Annotated in this window: 14 protein-coding genes and 1 pseudogene; 3 read left to right on the plus strand and 12 right to left on the minus strand. The window is 53.1% G+C overall.

Annotation, left to right across the window (positions count from 1 at the left end; genetic code table 11):
* Positions 1–5: 5 nt before the first annotated feature.
* The 10 genes from HDF14_RS14375 to HDF14_RS14420 form a co-directional block, all read right to left on the minus strand.
* Positions 6–695: a hypothetical protein gene (locus tag HDF14_RS14375; RefSeq protein ID WP_183977858.1), complete on the minus strand. Its 690-nt coding sequence runs from the start codon at positions 693–695 to the stop codon at positions 6–8.
* A gap of 794 nt (positions 696–1,489) precedes the next feature.
* Complete coding sequence (locus HDF14_RS14380; RefSeq protein ID WP_183977860.1) at positions 1,490–2,563, minus strand: hypothetical protein; 1,074 nt, start codon at positions 2,561–2,563, stop codon at positions 1,490–1,492.
* The gene (locus tag HDF14_RS14385) at positions 2,560–2,979 is read right to left on the minus strand and encodes a hypothetical protein (protein WP_183977862.1); all 420 of its coding nucleotides are present in this window, start codon (positions 2,977–2,979) and stop codon (positions 2,560–2,562) included. Before HDF14_RS14385 ends, HDF14_RS14380 begins: the two co-directional genes overlap by 4 nt.
* A gap of 540 nt (positions 2,980–3,519) precedes the next feature.
* Positions 3,520–4,116, minus strand: coding sequence for a hypothetical protein (locus tag HDF14_RS14390; RefSeq protein ID WP_183977864.1), 597 nt, complete (start codon positions 4,114–4,116; stop codon positions 3,520–3,522).
* A gap of 27 nt (positions 4,117–4,143) precedes the next feature.
* Entirely contained in the window at positions 4,144–4,515 is a 372-nt protein-coding gene (locus tag HDF14_RS14395) for a hypothetical protein (RefSeq protein WP_183977866.1), read from the minus strand.
* A gap of 149 nt (positions 4,516–4,664) precedes the next feature.
* On the minus strand, positions 4,665–4,997 hold the full coding sequence (locus tag HDF14_RS14400; protein ID WP_183977867.1) for a hypothetical protein: 333 nt from the start codon (positions 4,995–4,997) through the stop codon (positions 4,665–4,667).
* Between the two features lie 18 nt (positions 4,998–5,015).
* A complete protein-coding gene (locus tag HDF14_RS14405; protein ID WP_183977869.1) occupies positions 5,016–5,951 on the minus strand; it encodes a hypothetical protein in 936 nt (311 codons plus the stop codon).
* Positions 5,952–6,426: 475 nt separating this feature from the next.
* Positions 6,427–7,758, minus strand: a complete 1,332-nt coding sequence (locus HDF14_RS14410; protein ID WP_183977871.1) for an alpha/beta fold hydrolase — start codon at positions 7,756–7,758, stop codon at positions 6,427–6,429.
* Positions 7,755–8,789, minus strand: coding sequence for a hypothetical protein (locus HDF14_RS14415; RefSeq protein WP_183977872.1), 1,035 nt, complete (start codon positions 8,787–8,789; stop codon positions 7,755–7,757). Before HDF14_RS14415 ends, HDF14_RS14410 begins: the two co-directional genes overlap by 4 nt.
* Positions 8,723–9,802 carry a CHAT domain-containing protein gene (locus HDF14_RS14420; protein WP_183977875.1) on the minus strand — a complete coding sequence of 360 codons (1,080 nt, stop codon included), beginning with the start codon at positions 9,800–9,802 and terminating at the stop codon, positions 8,723–8,725. The genes HDF14_RS14415 and HDF14_RS14420 overlap by 67 nt, the downstream gene beginning before the upstream one ends.
* A gap of 390 nt (positions 9,803–10,192) precedes the next feature.
* Between HDF14_RS14420 and HDF14_RS14425 the strand changes: the two genes are divergently transcribed.
* From HDF14_RS14425 to HDF14_RS14430, 3 genes and pseudogenes are all read left to right on the plus strand, one after another.
* A complete protein-coding gene (locus tag HDF14_RS14425; RefSeq protein ID WP_183977877.1) occupies positions 10,193–10,339 on the plus strand; it encodes a hypothetical protein in 147 nt (48 codons plus the stop codon).
* Positions 10,333–10,463: pseudogene (locus HDF14_RS27590) on the plus strand (IS110 family transposase); the annotation flags it as partial. The gene HDF14_RS14425 and the pseudogene HDF14_RS27590, both read left to right, overlap by 7 nt.
* Positions 10,464–11,431: 968 nt before the next feature.
* A complete protein-coding gene (locus tag HDF14_RS14430; protein WP_183977879.1) occupies positions 11,432–13,348 on the plus strand; it encodes a hypothetical protein in 1,917 nt (638 codons plus the stop codon).
* 427 nt (positions 13,349–13,775) lie between these two features.
* Here the strand turns inward: HDF14_RS14430 and drmC are convergent, their stop codons facing one another.
* Together drmC and drmB are read right to left on the minus strand one after the other, a co-directional pair.
* A complete protein-coding gene (gene drmC, locus HDF14_RS14435) occupies positions 13,776–14,588 on the minus strand; it encodes a DISARM system phospholipase D-like protein DrmC (protein ID WP_221304695.1) in 813 nt (270 codons plus the stop codon).
* Positions 14,589–14,594: 6 nt separating this feature from the next.
* A complete protein-coding gene (gene drmB, locus HDF14_RS14440; protein WP_183977881.1) occupies positions 14,595–16,445 on the minus strand; it encodes a DUF1998 domain-containing protein in 1,851 nt (616 codons plus the stop codon).
* Positions 16,446–16,448: the final 3 nt, after the last annotated feature.

Consider the following 16,448-nt stretch of genomic DNA (forward strand, 5'->3'; position numbering starts at 1 on the left):
GTTGGTTAGTTGAAGCGACCACGTCTGATGAAATTGCCGAGCTGGGACAGCTGAGGTAGCGGAACACTTCCTCCCCCACCTGACGCACCGAACGAGTAGAACGATCCGAGGTTCTCTGTCCCTCCGACCGTCGTGGCGTTCAGAACGCCGTAGGTCTGAGTCACTCCCAGTCGCGTTTCCCTCACCCAATCGTTCCACTGATTGTTGCAGGCGCCTGACCCTTGAGTGATCGTGCATTGGGTTAGAGCCGTCCCGGTGAAGAACAGACTTGAGTCGGTGATATCGAACATCGTACCGTTAGGGCCGCCGCCGGGGTTGCCGAGGGCAGATATCCCATAGACTTCCGCGTAGGCTCCCCCGGTCAGGACCAGGTCGCTTCCGTTGTGTTCCGTTTTGTAGCCCAAGATCCACATCTTGCAGCCATTGCCTTGCAGCTTGGCACTTAGTGGCTGCTCTTGGTTCAGCTGACGAGCCCAGAAGCTCTGGCTCGATTGCAGAACGATAGGAGTACTGCCTCCCAAAATGCAGTTCTCACAGAACAGGTTGCCCGCACCAAGAGAGCTCGTATAGCCCGACGTCTTGTCGTTCAAGATGACGACTGTACAGCTGCCGGTGTGGATGATCCCGTTCTGTCCCTCCGGACAGCCCTCGATGATAAGAGGAACGACGGAGCTACCTGCGACCGTCAAGGTCATCGTGTAGGTCTGGTCAGGAGGCGGGCGGCATACATGCAGTGGACGTGGTTGACCGTGTCTGGAATCGGGACCGCAATCGTACTCGGAGGCACGATGCTGCGTCCATACTGACGGCGCATAGACCGTAGTTGGCTGCGTACCCGTTGATGGTCCCGTTCCAAGTGGTCAAATCATTACCAAGCTGGCAGCAAATAGAGGCTGGTGCATCCTTAGCAACTGGTCTCTTGAACCTGGAGCTTCAGGGTGTTGGGTGTGGAAGTAGTGTCAAAGAGGAATTGTGGCGTCCCGATAAGATGCAGAGCGATAAGCCAGGAGCGCCCGTTATGCAAACTCCCGTCGCGCCCTAATGGAGTTACCGATTAGTAAACGGATAGTGTCAGATAAAGCTATCGCGCTATCTAGAAACTTATAACTGGTGCCTACTATCTCTAGCTGACCCACACTCAAATAGATGAGAAACACACTATGGCGATGAAATCGAAGGTATGCTTGAACGGACGCGAGCAGACCCGAACGCCATCATTTTGGGACAGTTCTTCAGTTACAAGGAAAACTGACACAAATCCGAGTGACGTCGGCAATCGTGCTGGTACGGTCGGTGACCTGGCTGTGACCAACTGTGTGCATCCGGTTATACCGGAAAAGAAAGAGCACGAATCAAGACTCGACTACTTCGGTAAGGGCGTGTACGCGCTCCCGCTCGGAGAAAATCTTTACCGGCGGGCATGACTGTCGATCTGGCGCAAAACATCGGACGGACCAGATCAGGTGCGGGGATAACGGCCTCCGGAACTTCACCGATTCGGCCCTTTGTGAAGGTCGTCAATCACCTTGGCCCGATACCCATTTCCTGTGTTCATTACGTCCATACATATTCGGCCCGCATCAAGAGCAGAGGAGACATTTTTGTAATCTATGTGCGAATTCAGCGACGGGTCGCGAGAGAGAACCTTTGTGCGCCAAACAATCAGCTCCGGCTCCACGGCTTTTTCGAATTCTATGGAACGCTCAGTATCGAAAGTGTTCTTCAGGGTGATCGGGCTCGAATAGACAGATGCCTGCGTCTGAGTCCCCACCCCAGCCGTTTTATTGTATTCGGATTGCCAGTCCTGCTGAAATTTAAGACACTCCTGCCGTAACGATTTGAGGCTCGCCAAGAGCACGGGATTGGGTTTGGCTACGATATCGGGATCGTTATACTGGTCGTAGATATAGGTCAGTCCTCCTACAATTTCGCTGTAATCGGCCATGCGTTTTACTGCTGAAATTTGTAACAGGCGCACGGACCGATATTGGGTAGCCTCCTTTTGAGGCAACTCGGCTAAAACTTGGCTGGCGGCCCGCTGAATCTTGGTTGCAATCGTCTTGTTGTATTCATCGGCTTTTTTTCTGTCTACTTGAATGATAATTTCATTCCAATCAATCGGTGCGGAAGGCTGACCCCTCTGAAGGGGCTGAAGGGCAGAGAGCGCAGCTTGCTGGCTCTTTGTGAAATCAATGTTCCAATTCTGGACGAAGTTCGAGCAAGACAGTGCGAGGCGTTGTGAATCATTAATCAGCGCCATTTGACTGGGTGAGGCTTTTGCTAGCGGGTTTAAGGTATCGCCGATGCTTACCAGGCTGCTCTGAATCTGATCGAGCTGCTTGTAAACCTCTTTCGGGTCGATCTGTTTGCTAAGGATTCTGTTCATCAAACGCACCATATCTTCAGCACGTTCCTTTGACATGGCAGAACAGTTGATCGTCAAAGTCGTTATAGTTCCAGTGTTTGCCGCGCTGCACGTAGCTTTGGTGCTTGCATCGCCGGTCGGCGACTGAGACAGAGATATGCCGGTCAGCATCGCGAGCAAAACTATTAGATATTTCATTTTCGTTTGGGCGTCGTTTTCTTTGTCGGCCCGACGTCATCACCGTCACCAGTGATATTCACGGAACCTATGGTGCCTGTGTTAGCAACGCTGCGGGGCGCATTAGTGGTCGCGGCGCCCTCAACCTTCGATGGAATAGTGATAACTTGCGGCTGCTTTTTATGCTGCGTTATAAGCCAGATTTGAACGCCGATGCTCGCTACGCAAAGCCCAACAACAATTCCAGCGGTGTGAACTTTCCTAAAACGCAAATCCTTATGAATTGCAAATGTATAGCAGACTCCGGCCAAAAAGACGGCCCACAGCGTGATCTCCGGTTGCTTCGTACCAACGACTCCGGCCACTCCAAGGAGTAGGGTCGCAACCGAGGTGACGGCGATCTGCGGCAGCCGCTGATCTGGTGGAAGCTTGTTCATGGGCAACATCTTACAGCAACTTTATGACCTAAAAACGATAAGACCACTCAAGCAACCGTTATTCACGGTGAGAACAATTCCCATTTCCTAACCGAACATTACTGAGCGTTTACGTAGGCGGGGCAAGGATTCGAGCTCGTCCACTGGAGTTCGGCGATCGTAGCGTCGAAACGGCGGCAACTTCCCTGGTGCAGACCCGCCCAAGCACCGTCCACCGGCGGGCGATCCCTCTAAACGCTTCGTCCTCGATCCCCCGGACCTTCCCGCCGGAAGGGAATGAGCCGGCCAGCGAAGAATCGTCATTCGGGTGGCTGCCTGTTCGAGGACCCACTTGCTCTGCTCCTGTCCTATGGATGGGGCAGATAAGCTCCGAGGCCTCAGACTTCCTCGTGTCGATCGGCCACAAGGACGAAGACAACGACTGGATGAGCTACGCGGGTAATCTGGACATCTCAGAACACATAGTTGTAATGGCCCCAAATAGCGCTCAAATATCTACATCACACTGCGATCCAAACTCTACTCGATACCCCACTAACCCTAATCGGGCGGTAACCTCCCCTTCGGCTCCTCCGGCACAGTAGCCATCGCTCCGCGCTCGCACTGATGGGCTTCCTCCGGCGTCTTGGGCTTACTCTCATCCGAACAAGGATTCGCTGCGCGGTATGCCGCTGCCGCCTGCGCTGCCGCCTCCGGAGATTCCAACGCGTCCACCTTCTTCCTAGCTGCTTTCTCCGTGTCCTTGGAAATCTTTCCGTCCTTGTTACTCATTTCTAATTGGATGTGGTATCCGCCGGAGGCCGCCTGTTCCACCCCATTCGACCAGCCTAGGTACGCCTTTGCATCCTGCGCATACGGTTCGGCCAGCGCCGGCTGCGCCGTCAGCGCGCAAGCTGCATAGGTGTGCGTCTGTCGATAGTCCCTCTTCTGCGCATATGCATATGCCAGCAGGTAGCAGGTAATGCCATCCTTCTGGTTGGGGGACCCCTTCTGGAGCGCGCTGATCGCATCATCCCACTTCCCGGCCTGTACCGCCGCAAGCCCCTCTTTGTATCCGCCGTCGGAAACACCGGAAGCGGCAGAACGCATCGACATCATTAAAGTAATTGCTACCAGTGCCCAGCAAGCAACTCGCATAGTTCACTCCTTCTTCGACAAAAGCAGCTATTTGACGGGAAGAGGTGCCGTCGGTGGCACCTGCCCGGGAAGATGTCCCGTCGGTGGCAACTGCCCTGGAAGCTGTTGCATCGCCGGCTGAACCGCCGGTCGGGTGTCGAGGTCCACCGACTTCTTTACCCACACTGAGTACCCGATTAGCCCGATACCCAGCAGCACAAACAGAAGTCCCGGCGACACGCTCGCCAGGTCTGCCTTCGCGCCATTAAAACTTGTACTGAACTTGAACTCACCCAGCGCCCCCGTCTTGATCAGCATCGCGCCCATTCGAATCGTCAGAAAACCAAGGATTAATGCGGTGATCTTGATCACAAACAGTAGAAACAGGCCGTAGGCAAACAACCATTCGCCAGAACTCAAGGTGACCTCCCTTAGAAAATTCGGAATTGGTGGACTGGGGCCGTGGGTATGGCACAAAGCATACCATCGGCTACAGCACCACGGCCTAACAGGGTAACGGCATGGTTTAGCGCTCTAAGGGTGGTACGCGACCTTAACAAATCCGAACGTTAGGCGGCTAATTTTGCAACAGTCGACAGAAGACTCGTTGCACTATCTAAAAAACGGGTCGCGTTCGTTATTACGGTGTTAATATGGTCGATGTCCCTAAGTGTCCCTTGAATATCGTCATCAACACCTTTCAACTGGGTTGTGGCGTCTTGAAATGATGCGGTGTTCTCATCGAAGACCTGCCGGCTCAAGCTCAACTGACGCTGATCTAAAAGCGTTCTTATGTCTAGGAGGGCGCGATGATTTGGGTCATTCGGCATCAGACTGCCTATTGCTACGTCTAACTCTGTAAGCACATCTCCAATCGTTTCGACAGCCTCAAGCTTTGTCATGTCTCTCTCCCTAAGATTTCACTTCCCTTCAATCTGCTTCACTGCATCACCGACTCTTTTCGCAGTCGCGGCAAATGATTCCATTGAGTCCACAAAAGAACTGAAATCGGTAACAGATGGTTTTGGATGTTTAGCGAATGTAACCATGGCAGTGTTGGCCTTTTGCATAGCTTCTAACCCGTCAACCGGGCGAGCAGTCTGGAAGGCCTCCCACCGATCTTCGGTCTCGGATATGACATTGGCGTAGGCGTTGAGCTTGGATCTGTCAGCCGAGCGCCCTTTTGCGAATTCTGTGTTGTAAGCGTCGACGGCTACAGTGCGCAGACTAGATAGGCTACTGCGTTTCCTTTGATAGGCAAGACTCGTATCACTTTCGATTGCCGCGATAAGCTTGTTAACCGGTCCATCACCTGCCGCAATTGCCTTTCGTAAACCATCTTCAATCTTGGAGTTGACAACCATTTGCAGAACTTCACCGAATAACGCGAAAGCCCCGGTAGCGGCATCTTTGAATCTGTCGTTCTGCTCACCGGTAAGCTTTGTGACTTCTCCGGACAAATTGGTAATTGCCTCCCCTAAATCCTTAGCATTGGTTTGGGCAGTAGTTCCCGCGTCGGACGTGGCTAGTTTGTACAGTAAATCTGTGTAATTAGTTAGCTCGTCCAAGGCGCGAATGCGGGTACCGATTTCTTCCGGAGAGAAGACCTGAACGCTATCGATCTCACTGAGCTTGATCTGTGCGGGTTCTGCTTCTTTCGAAGAGATGTAATGGTCACGTTCCGTTTTATTCAGTGCTGTCAAATAAACCTTAGTACTCTCGATAACAACCGAGCTGGAGTCACGAAAGGTTGTAACAGGCGCCTTGAAGGAAGAAGGTCCCTTACATCCTATGCTTGAGAAGATTAGAGACAGAACGCCTAGCAAGGCATACCGTCTCACTTTGTATTGATACATAGGATTCACTCCTTCAATGATCGGAGAATAGCGACAGAACGCAACTCTACGGAACGCCTAATTAGGGTTTGGAGGGGGCCCTTATCGCGCAGTCGGGAAGCTGGGACTCTGATAGCGACGAGCGAAAATATACAAGTGAATACGGAAAGAGTCAACATTCACATGTGGTGAATGCTCACGCTGATCAAATTGCCTCCTGTGTAGAGGCGAAAGTCAAAAGCCGCTGGCTATGATCCTGACGATATGCCGCGTCAGTGCGTCCACGGGTCGGGATCCGCACCACTTCACTGCCTAAACCCCGCGAATACCGTTACATGGTTTTATTGTCATATCACAAAGAGTCGAGAAACTGAATGGGATCCTGATGCGGTTCTCTTTAGTGCAACAGTGAGACGGACACGGTTCAGGCGTTCTTGCAAAGTGCGTTGGCGATTTTGCGGGAGTTCGTAATCATTCCAGACATCGGCGTTCTAGATTACCTATCCGGGGGATCCTGTACTACAAACTCATCCTCAGCATTATTCATGCCACTCCCTGCGAAACGAGCACGGTAATACCCCTTGAAGTTTGGGGCTTCGAAGGTAACGGTGATTACTTCGGCGCTGGCACCGTTGTAGTTCATGCTAACGGGGTTTCCGAAGGCGGTCTCGCCAATCTCTGTGCCATCTTCGCTGAGTTGTAATCGGTAGACGGTGAGGGTACCTACTATGGAGCCGGGTGCGTCGGGGAATACCAATGAGGCGTGGATCGGATCGGTGGGCAGGGCGACCTTAGGAGAAAGCGATAGCTGCACAGTTATCGCGGCAGAAAGGCGGAGCGGCACCTCGAGAAGCTCGATGAGGATATTGCGAAGAGCGCCACTGCGGAAGAGCTTCGAATGTTCTCCAGGAACGGGCATCGATTGAATGCCGTTGGGTTGCCCGCTCCAGATCGGAACGGTGCCGTCGCCAGATTTGTCGAGGGTGTAGGGCCGCACCTGATCTTTCAGCGTAAGACTCAGCGTGAGATAGGAGGGCGTTGGATGGTCCGTGCCATAGAACGAGAAGTAGCGGACCAAAGCGGGCTTACGTTGGAAATCGAGCCCTTGGCGAAATGTTTGCGCGGCCCGCAGATTGTTCGCGTTGAGATTGAGGCCGCCTGGATCAGTAGCGATCCTCGGTGAGTAGATGTCTTGTGGATCGAATTTGTCTTTGGCATCCCAAAGGAACGGTTCGCCGAGCGGAGGTAAGAGTTCGTAGACTGCGGGAAAGCGCGAGTCGCCGGCGAGTTGCAGCACTTGCGATGCACTAAGGAAGAGACGTTTTTCCATTCCGAGGCTTGCGGTCAAAGCGAGCGGAGCTCCGCGGTGCGGAGTTCCCATGGTGAACAGGTTTGTAACCCGGGCGAAGCCCGGCCGCTTATCAAAGTTAAGCGATTCGAGGTAGAACCGCGCGACCAGACCACCCATGCTGTGTGCGAGGAGCGTAATGACTACATTGCCGTTGTGTTGAGCTACCACTTTGTCAACGAGATCGGCGAGCTGCTGTGCGGCATCAAGGTTACTCTTGCGCCAGTCATACGGGAATGGATAGAGCGCATCGCCCTCTTTGAAACCCCAACTATCCAAATCAGTAAGGATGGAGTCGTACACATGAAATGGGCCCAACTGTCTCCACACATCAGTTGCTACCAGCTCCGGGCGCATCAAGTCAGCCATCCGGTTGTAAGGCAGCAACACGCTGGTGACGGAGCCGGGCCAAATGACGTTGTTTCCACGCTTCAGTACCGAACCCATGATGCCAGGCAGGAAAATAACGGCTCGTTTCACAGCACTTGCTCGCGAGGCTTTTTTTCACGTGATGATTTTTTGGCCCGATGTGGCTTAGCTGGCCGCGTGCCTGGCGGTTTATACGTGGCAAGGGCGTGAACGAGAGATTGGGCCGTTTCGCGGTTTTCTTCTTTTATATCCTTGAGGCAGCAAACCTCGATCAACGGTTTTTTCAATCCCACTACGATCTTGCTGCGGTCGTAGTTGTAGTCGAAGAGGCACCCGGCGCTTCGGTCGTGGATGTCAACTTTGTGATTCATCGCCGCAAGGAGACCGCCAACTGCAACATATGCAGCCGCCATTTCAAATGGACGCTTAGCAACCCTGGCATACTCACGCAGTCCCTCCGTTGAAACCAGGCAGACATGTTTGTCATACGAGAAGAAGAAATCGGTGTGAAAAGTGTGGCCTGCTTTGTCCTCTATCTCGCCTGCAATGGCGGCGCCCGTTAGTGCAATGAGGTAGTCGACACCGAGCGTCTTACGGACTTTGTGAGCGTTGGGAAAGAAATCGATATCCACGACCGCGTCGCGTATTTCTTTCAACTCAGCGGGCTTGAGTTTACGGCGGAGGAGCTTATTGGCGCGAAATGCGACTCGCTCCGCGCTTTGCACCAGTCCAGATGGAATCGCCGCCTGCACTTCGAAGAAGGTCAGGGCCGACTGAGCCCGATTTAGATGCTCGATGATGTGAGGCAACCCCCCCACCCAAGCGCGAAGGCCCCAAATGCCGATCGCTTTACTCTTCCCTGAATGATTTAGATCCTCCGTAACTAGGGAGAGGTCGGACGCGCTTAGGATACCTCTATTGAGCGAAGATGCCAGCGCATTCTGCAGCCCACTATTGAAAGAACCTAAGTCCCGAATTCGTTTATGGTATTCCTTTTGAGACAAACTCAGTTCCCCGAACTTGCGCGGAGAGACTTTGCTTCGACTCGCTTGCACGAGTGTGAACGGAGGTAATTTCATATGCCTATCTGTTGGTACATCTGACTGGAACCGTGAATGCGATAAAGGGTGGGTATGCCCCATTCAGGGCTATCCCGGAGATCGGTCGCGAGTTGCAGGCGGCCAGCGGTAACTGCCATATCGATGTTGCCGCTGAGCAACAGTTCATCATAAAGAGCACCGACAAAGGCTGCGACGGTCTGATCTTGCACCGGAGCCTGATTTGCGACGACGGTCGGAATCCCTTCAAGAATGAGGTCCTCTGCAATGTTGTTGAAGTTAATATCTGAGGTTGATGCGGAAGTATCGCAGGCGCTCAGGACAATAAGGCGAATATCGTGTCCGGCCATCTGCTGGGCCAACTCTTTTCCGGTCATGAAATCCAGCTTTCGCTTGTTTTTGTCGAAGAGGATCAGGCGTCCTTCAGGAGTGCCTTTGTTATCGATAACTTCGCCGTGACAAGAGAACTGCACGACATCGAACTTGCCGCGGCGCAGTGCAGTGCCCAACGAATCACGGCTAGTGCATTCGACCATTTCAATTCCCACGGAATTTGGAAAGCGAGCTTTGTAGGTACGAAGCAAAGCGTCGCGCACATCGCTCCAGCTGACCCGGGTTAGTCCCTGCGGGTCGGCGTATACGAAGAGGACGCGTGTGAGGTGGTTTATGGGTAAGGGCGGAAGAGCCGAAACGCCGACTGTCGGGATTATGCGTACTACACTACGACCTCTTCTTGGAGAAATCCGATTAGGCTCCTGCAAGTACTCCCATGGCAACTGTCGCAAAGCTGGTTGATTCACGAGTATCTTGAGACTGACCTGGGTATTTGGCAGACGAGAATAAAGCTTGCCGATGTCGTCGCGCACGAGAAAGTCAAAGAGATCTCGACCAAACTGGATCAATTGCTGCCCCGTGGGTCGTGTACCTTTGCCACGTCCGCGCAAGACGTCCAGCAGATCTGCTCTGAATTTTTCAATTTGAACGAGATCCGGACCAAGGGGAATCTTCGCTATTGCGACGTCGCTCCCGTGACGTGCCAAAGCTATAGCGTGTGTCGGCGCGTACGAATCGAGCAAAGTGATTTCGAGAATATCCACAAAGGTTTACAGGTGCTGGCGTAAGAATATGGGAAAAGTTCATCAGCCACAATGAGTATCTTTTGACCGTCCGGGGACCGATTGGTCGCATTTTGAAAGGTCTAAGCCCGTCCGAAAAGTCGGCAGTGTCCGTAGATTCACCCACCTACGCTTGATCCCCTATTGATGAAACAGTCAGTGGAGTAACCGGCACCGATGCGCGGACCGTGGGTTGGGCTGTGATCGTCCGAAGGACGCATAGTACAGAGCTACAAGCGGAAGGGAGACGGTTCACGAAGGAGAAGTTACGATTTTTCAGGTTTGGATGTCCATGCTGAGACGATCCGTGGATGTCGCGGAGCCGAGAGGTGAAGTGCGGAGCCTAGGAACGCTTCCGAAGCGCGCTGATCTATGCCTGAGTTGAGCAAGAAGCTTGGTCCTTCAGACAAGTTGAGTGCATGTCACGGAGCCGGATCGATCGCCAGCCTCGACGAGTACTGGTGTGGGTGCCACAACGCCCACTTGAAGCCCGGCTCCGCCAGCTGCCAGTACGAGTGAAGACGGATCGGCGGGACATAGAGAAGTTGGCACGTTGTTTCGATCAGGACATCTGACTGCGGTGTGGGATCCGGATGAGGGATCCGAAGCGTTGCGCGATCTTGTGCGTGCCCGCCAAGCAGCTTAGCAGGATCAGACAGGAGCGAGGCGTCCCTTGAACAAATTCCTTTTGCGCTCCGGTCAGCGTCCCACGCCGGAGTCAGATCATGGACGCGCCGTTACCTGATTTGGGTCGAGCAGCTACGTTTCACGCAGACAGCTCAGGAGTCCTCGCGCCAAGACAACCTTCACGAGTTCGAGCACATGCGCGAACGAGTGGCACGTCTGTAGCAAGCCATCACCGAGGCCATAAAAATGGCCACGCCCGAACTCTAACAAGGCATCAGCGATTTAGTCTCGCTGCGTGATATTTCAGACATCTGAGCGGTGACCATTGCGGCCCGAGTTGGACCAGGTGTCTCCCTTTGAGAGAGAACCCCAGCTTATGGGTTTACTGTGGCGTTGTGCTGAGCAAGGATTCCAGTGGTAAGCGAACAAACACGGAGGCATCACGAAAACCGGCAACGCGCACGTGCGACGCATCGTTGTCGAAGCTGCATGGAACTATCGTCGTCCACCAGGCATCTGGTACGGCCTGCGCACGGGCAACGCTAGAGGCTTTGAACTTGAGATTGAAGGCCGCCAGCGCCGCGTCGGCAGAGGCTATAGCGGTCGATGCGGTACCCTCCTTCCTTAAAAATGGGCAGTAGCGTCTCCGCAAGACACGTCCGGGTTCCAGAGTGCGGAATGGCGTTTCCACCTTCTGCCAACTCCGCATGAAGCTTATCTGGCCTGCCACGAACGTTCCATTATCTCTGCTGATTGGCAATAGTAGACTCAAGCATTACAGATGACGGCGGGAAATTGACAGGGCGTTCCAGTACAACTCATTTTGGAATTCGACGCAGCTTCAGATGAGGATAGTCCAAAATGAGGGGAAGTGATGGGGACGGACCCTAAGACGACCTAACGGAACCAAGAAAAACCGGCTCAAACACCATTCGAGGTAAAAACTTAGGTCTAATCAACTCTCGCCTTATCAAGGATTGATAGATGGCAAATCAGGAATACGCTCCACTTACGAGAGCGTTTACGCTCGACCTTCATAGGGTTCAGACCAAAGAGGCCGCACGGGTCACCCGAGCGAGGATTTCCGAGTGTTTCAGGTACGGGATTCGGAGCCTCAAGTGCGTGTTCGGATCTCCAGATTCTTTCCACGGGAGCATTGCGGAAAAGATCTTGGATATTGCATTCACTGACGAAAGAGTCGTTTCGAATACATTAAGTGAATGGGTTTTTTCAGATGATATCGACGTCTCGAGGATGCCGATTTTTCTAGTTCTGCCTCTCAGGCTTAATCCCGATGCGACGCCGGTTACGGCCGATTCGGCTTTCAGCGGATTCGCCGCTTCATTTGAGTCGGCAGCGTCCCTTCGCCTCCTTTGTAAAATGCCATTTCAACCTTTGCGCGAATATTACGACTGGCAATACGCTGCGAGGGCGATCGGCAATGGCTGCAAGGAGAGGTTGTTGAGAGAGTATTCTGCTGCGGCAGGCTTGAACTCCCGCGATCAAGGGCTCTCGCTTTCGGACCTTATGCAATGCGCCGATGGTTATGGTAGATGGTGTGCGGGGCAAACGAAGGCTGAGGCGATGTTTACCGCCCCGGCTGCTCCACCCGTGCGAGCACAACTCAAGGCTCCGGTGTTCTACACCCACTCTCAACCCCGAACCATAGAGGCACTATTCCTTCAGGCTGACCGGCACTTGTCTAATGACGAACTCGAGGCGTGTCATGAGACGGTTTCCATTACTTTCAGTCTCATCGAAAACGATGCACATAAAATGCAGCATGAACTTCTGCTCGGGCGAGCCCTCTCGCGCGAAAATGCTGCCGAATGTGAGGGGCATCTACTCCAAGCGGATAAGCTCTGTGTCGGAGTACACGGAGAATCTTCGTCTCGCAGAATCCCTATTCTACGTGAACTCGCGTCCTGGTACGGCCGCACTGGAGACGTGTCTCAGCTTCTCGCGCTCAATGAGATTGGAGCCGTGTTGGAAGTATCCGATTCCACGCCGCTCCCCGTAAAGAAAAGGTTCGTCAGTGATTTCGGCTACGCGCGATTGCTACGTCAGGGCGGCCTCTATCAAGAGTCGGTGTATGTTCTTCGGCTGTTTATATGGCAGGTGCTGATGGGGCAAACAAGAGAGATGCCTAAAGCATTTGAAACGCCGCTTGACGCGCTTTTGAAGGGCAAGATCTCTAGAGTGCAGGTGGCCAGTCTGCACTTGCTCTATACGATGAATTGTACGGATGACGAAAACGGAGATTTCAGTCTAGCAACACACATGCTGGACTTATGCCACTTCGTTCTCGGAGATGTCGCTGGCCAAGAATTGCTTAGGGCTGAAATAGAGCAAGAGAGAGGGCGTATAGCTAGGAAGAGGGGGGAATTCGATAGGGCTATCCGGCACTACGAGGTCGCAGGCCGCTTGATCAAAGACGCGAGGGAGGAGGACCCGTATCGTCTCTACAAGCTTCACCTCAACATAGGCGTAGTAAAGGCGCAGATAGGCGACCTCAAAAGTGCCTCCGCAGACTATGAGAAGGCTTGGGCGCTGGCTGAAAAACTGAACCTGACCGAGCAGATATTTGTTTATGAGCTGCTCCAGAGTCGGGCCTCACTCGCCTTACGGAAAAGGGACTTCACTGCCTGCGAACGCTTAGCGTCTGAAGCTGCGGACTTGATTACACTGAAGGCTAGTCAGCGACACAAGGACATCGGTTTGGCGAGATTCAGGCAGGGGGTTGCGCTTTGTCATCTTGAGTACTTTGATAAAGCCTTCTATGCTCTTAGCGAAGCGCAACGAGAGTTTGAAGCAGCGGGAACCTTCGGCGAGCATCGACCGCAGCTTGAGATGTATCTGAAGGTCGCGAGTAACAAACTCAGCGAAGCCAAGCCAATCTGAATCCGAGGCGGAAGCCAATGCGCAAACAGTGAATCCGCCCCTTACGGATCAGCCTCGCTTACGTTGCCATCCATGAATGGCCTGTGCTTGAATCCAAATTGTGTTTTGGCCGTGGAGTGTTTTTCATTCTGAACCCGGAACACTAAGAAAGAAGGGGGTAGGTACGCGAAAAACGGAAAGCCTAATCGTGGCTGGCCACTAGGTGGTTAGCAAGAGAGATGCAACTAGGATTCCATACGAATCGAGCCCACCCGGTATAAAACCGGGAGCACACTTGTGCTTACTGACGCCCTGATTCAATCACGAAAGACAACCAAAAACATAATCGTTGTTCACGCCTACGGCATGGAAAGCCGACACATCTCGTAGTGCTGATGTCTTCGCTAGATCTGCTTTCAAATCTCGCTTCTCGAACTAACAAACTGGCTCACATCCTTTGAAGCTTTGGATATTCCCACAGCTTCAAGGTGCCATCCGCACACAAACCGTCAAAGTGTTCTTTGAGTCTGTGAAGGATCTGGTCACCGGTAAAGAGAGAGCCAAGTTCAAAGTTGCGATTGAAGGCGTCATCCGTGAGATTAGCGCTGGAGAGAACTGCCTGATCGTCAATGACTGCCACTTTCGCATGCAGCTTACCGGGTTTGCCATGAGCGTTCCGTTCTCTTTTGTCCAGAGGCCAGTAATATACCTGCGCGCCCTGGCGGATGATCTTAGGAAAGGCATTCAGCGCGTCCATCGAAAGCTGCCCCTGTGATGCTTCCTCAAACTCGAGAATGAGTCGAACGCGAACTCCTCTGCCAATTGCTTTTGCCAGGCCGTCTGAAAGTCGGGTAATTTTATGGGCGGCAAACGTAACCAGTAATATCTCTCGTTTCGCGAAATCTATTAGGTCATAGAGGACTTGGTCAATTCGTCGGGCAGGGATTTCACTCGAGGGGGAGGGTCCGGTCCACAGTAGTTCGACAAATTGCTCTTGCTGCTGCTGCGCAAGAACCGAAACAGATACCTCGATCAACACACTTAGCGAGTTCCAGGACATGTGGTTTTCAGCTAGGCGAATAACGCTTGCCAGGCAATGGGCTGCGTCTCCATTGTTGGTAGCAGGCAAAGTTGCTATCAGAGTTCCTGCACCTATCGAACCGGGGGCCTTAGAGATCGTTAAGCAAACGATCTGAAGCCACGGTTTGTGAGCTCTGCGGATCAGATCGACGATGCTTTCTGTCAGGCTTGAGGGAATCATTCTTCTTTAGTCAAAGAAACAGGTGCTGCCGCCGGAGAAAGTCTTTACGAGGACTGACCGATCCAAATAGCGGTTGCCGCGTTCACAGGACGTTTCTGGTGCAAATTGACATGCATGACAGCATGCGCCATGGATACCTCGACCTGTAGTATCCGGGCGATGCTCCGCACATAGAGGATCGGAAGCACACAGACGCAGACTCTCCAACGCCTGTTGGAGGTGACGTCCCAGAGTCAGCGGATCGCCAAGCTCCACCAAACCGCCAAGAGTCCCTTCACTATCCGGTGCGGCGGTGTAGAGCAAAATACCAGCCATGGAGCCGCCTGCCTCACCCGGTTGACGGGAGTATAGACGCTCTCTCACGCTGGCTGCTGTATAGCCGCAGTCCAGGACAATTTGGCGCATCAAGGCATGGGCCAGGGAATGAAGTAGAACAAAACGAATTCCTGGAAAGTTCTCGTCAAAGGGCTCAAGCTTGCGCAACTTACGCCACGCTTTGTGAGAATCTAAAAACTCCTTCTGGAGACGAAGCAGCTCTGGCTTGCCTGCCCAATCGGTGAGTTCTTTCTCGCGTATCCGTAGAAATATTCCCTCCCCACGGACCTCGGATGCTGGCAGCCATGTTGGGCTCTCCCGACGTAACGGAGTCAATCGTCCGTCCTTGAGCATCGTTGCTTCCTCAAAGTCGGCATTGGATTCAATGCGTGTGAAACCCAGGAGAGCCCGTACCTCACGAATGCGTTCTACCAGAACGGTATCCTCGAATAGTCTCTCAAAGCCTTTGGGTGGTGCCACTCGTCGCAACTTGAAGTCTCTGCTCTCCGCAGCTGAATCCGGCGCCGAGAACATCTGCCATTCAGGTAACTTCAAGTCTTCGGCCGGTGTCTCTTGTTTTCCGTTTCCCTTACGCTTTGCTTGAATCGCGTCCCAGATGTCCGTTTCCTTGAACTCACTAAAAAGTGGGATCAAAGACTGGAACTTCTTAAGCTTCTTGCTGATGAGATGTACCTCATCGATGGTATCCAGGTCTTCGAGCTCGCCCCATTGTTCTTCCACGAGTTTACCGAGCTTGTCAGCCGCCCTCGGAATGGACAAAGCAGAAAGGGCTGTTGGGAACCAGCTATTGGAAGAACCAAGTAGGATCGCTTTGGCACGCTCACTGCACCCTTGAGGCTCAATCAGTCGCAAGTGCGGGTGGTGACCTGGACAGATGAACCATGTATTTGGGTCGGAATCGAAAGCGTCTGCCATGCGCCGCTCGGCATCGCAGGAGTGACACTTGACGACAATGTCGGAAGCATCGCCCGATGCTCCGTACTCGCGAAGGGTTAGTGTTGCGGGCTTGCAAGGAACATTCCCCTTGTGCACGAATTTCAACCACGGGAAATCTGTCAGGTGACCCTCTCTACAAGCGAGGAGAAAACGAACAGACATTACGGCCGGCGGCTTTCCGCCTTTGCTCTTTAGGCATCCCCCATGTACGTATTCCGTCCTGTCCGGACGGTAAGAGTCCTGCACTAGCTTGAAGACCCCCGATTGCACAGTGGCGAGGGTGTCGCACAGTGAACAACGCATCCATCGCGGAAATGGCGCCACGGGAACGCCGATGGCGGGTGCGGCTGGATCATTGTCCGCGCCATCGAGCTTGGTGGGCGGCAAGTAAAGCCGGGACATCTGAGAGCCAAGGCGTTTCTGTATCGCAGAAATTAGACGGTCTTCTTGGATGTCGCTGCAATAACGTGTATCCCAGTCATCTAGGCCCATTACTAAGGCTGACATATTGGGCAGGTCGATCAGCGAGCCAACACCGAACGTGTAGATCAGCTGACTGGGACGGATTTCTCCAAGTTCGTTCATCTT

Source organism: Tunturiibacter gelidiferens (genome assembly GCF_014201335.1).
Taxonomy (GTDB): domain Bacteria; phylum Acidobacteriota; class Terriglobia; order Terriglobales; family Acidobacteriaceae; genus Edaphobacter; species Edaphobacter lichenicola_E.

Coding starts and splice junctions, on each gene's coding strand:
- HDF14_RS14375 (WP_183977858.1), bottom strand. CDS start 695: ATGACCTTGACGGTCGCAGGTAGCTCCGTCGTTCCTCTTATCATCGAG.
- HDF14_RS14380 (WP_183977860.1), bottom strand. CDS start 2,563: ATGAAATATCTAATAGTTTTGCTCGCGATGCTGACCGGCATATCTCTG.
- HDF14_RS14385 (WP_183977862.1), bottom strand. CDS start 2,979: ATGAACAAGCTTCCACCAGATCAGCGGCTGCCGCAGATCGCCGTCACC.
- HDF14_RS14390 (WP_183977864.1), bottom strand. CDS start 4,116: ATGCGAGTTGCTTGCTGGGCACTGGTAGCAATTACTTTAATGATGTCG.
- HDF14_RS14400 (WP_183977867.1), bottom strand. CDS start 4,997: ATGACAAAGCTTGAGGCTGTCGAAACGATTGGAGATGTGCTTACAGAG.
- HDF14_RS14405 (WP_183977869.1), bottom strand. CDS start 5,951: ATGTATCAATACAAAGTGAGACGGTATGCCTTGCTAGGCGTTCTGTCT.
- HDF14_RS14415 (WP_183977872.1), bottom strand. CDS start 8,789: ATGGGGCATACCCACCCTTTATCGCATTCACGGTTCCAGTCAGATGTA.
- HDF14_RS14425 (WP_183977877.1), top strand. CDS start 10,193: ATGCCTGAGTTGAGCAAGAAGCTTGGTCCTTCAGACAAGTTGAGTGCA.
- HDF14_RS14430 (WP_183977879.1), top strand. CDS start 11,432: ATGGCAAATCAGGAATACGCTCCACTTACGAGAGCGTTTACGCTCGAC.
- drmC (WP_221304695.1), bottom strand. CDS start 14,588: ATGATTCCCTCAAGCCTGACAGAAAGCATCGTCGATCTGATCCGCAGA.
- drmB (WP_183977881.1), bottom strand. CDS start 16,445: ATGAACGAACTTGGAGAAATCCGTCCCAGTCAGCTGATCTACACGTTC.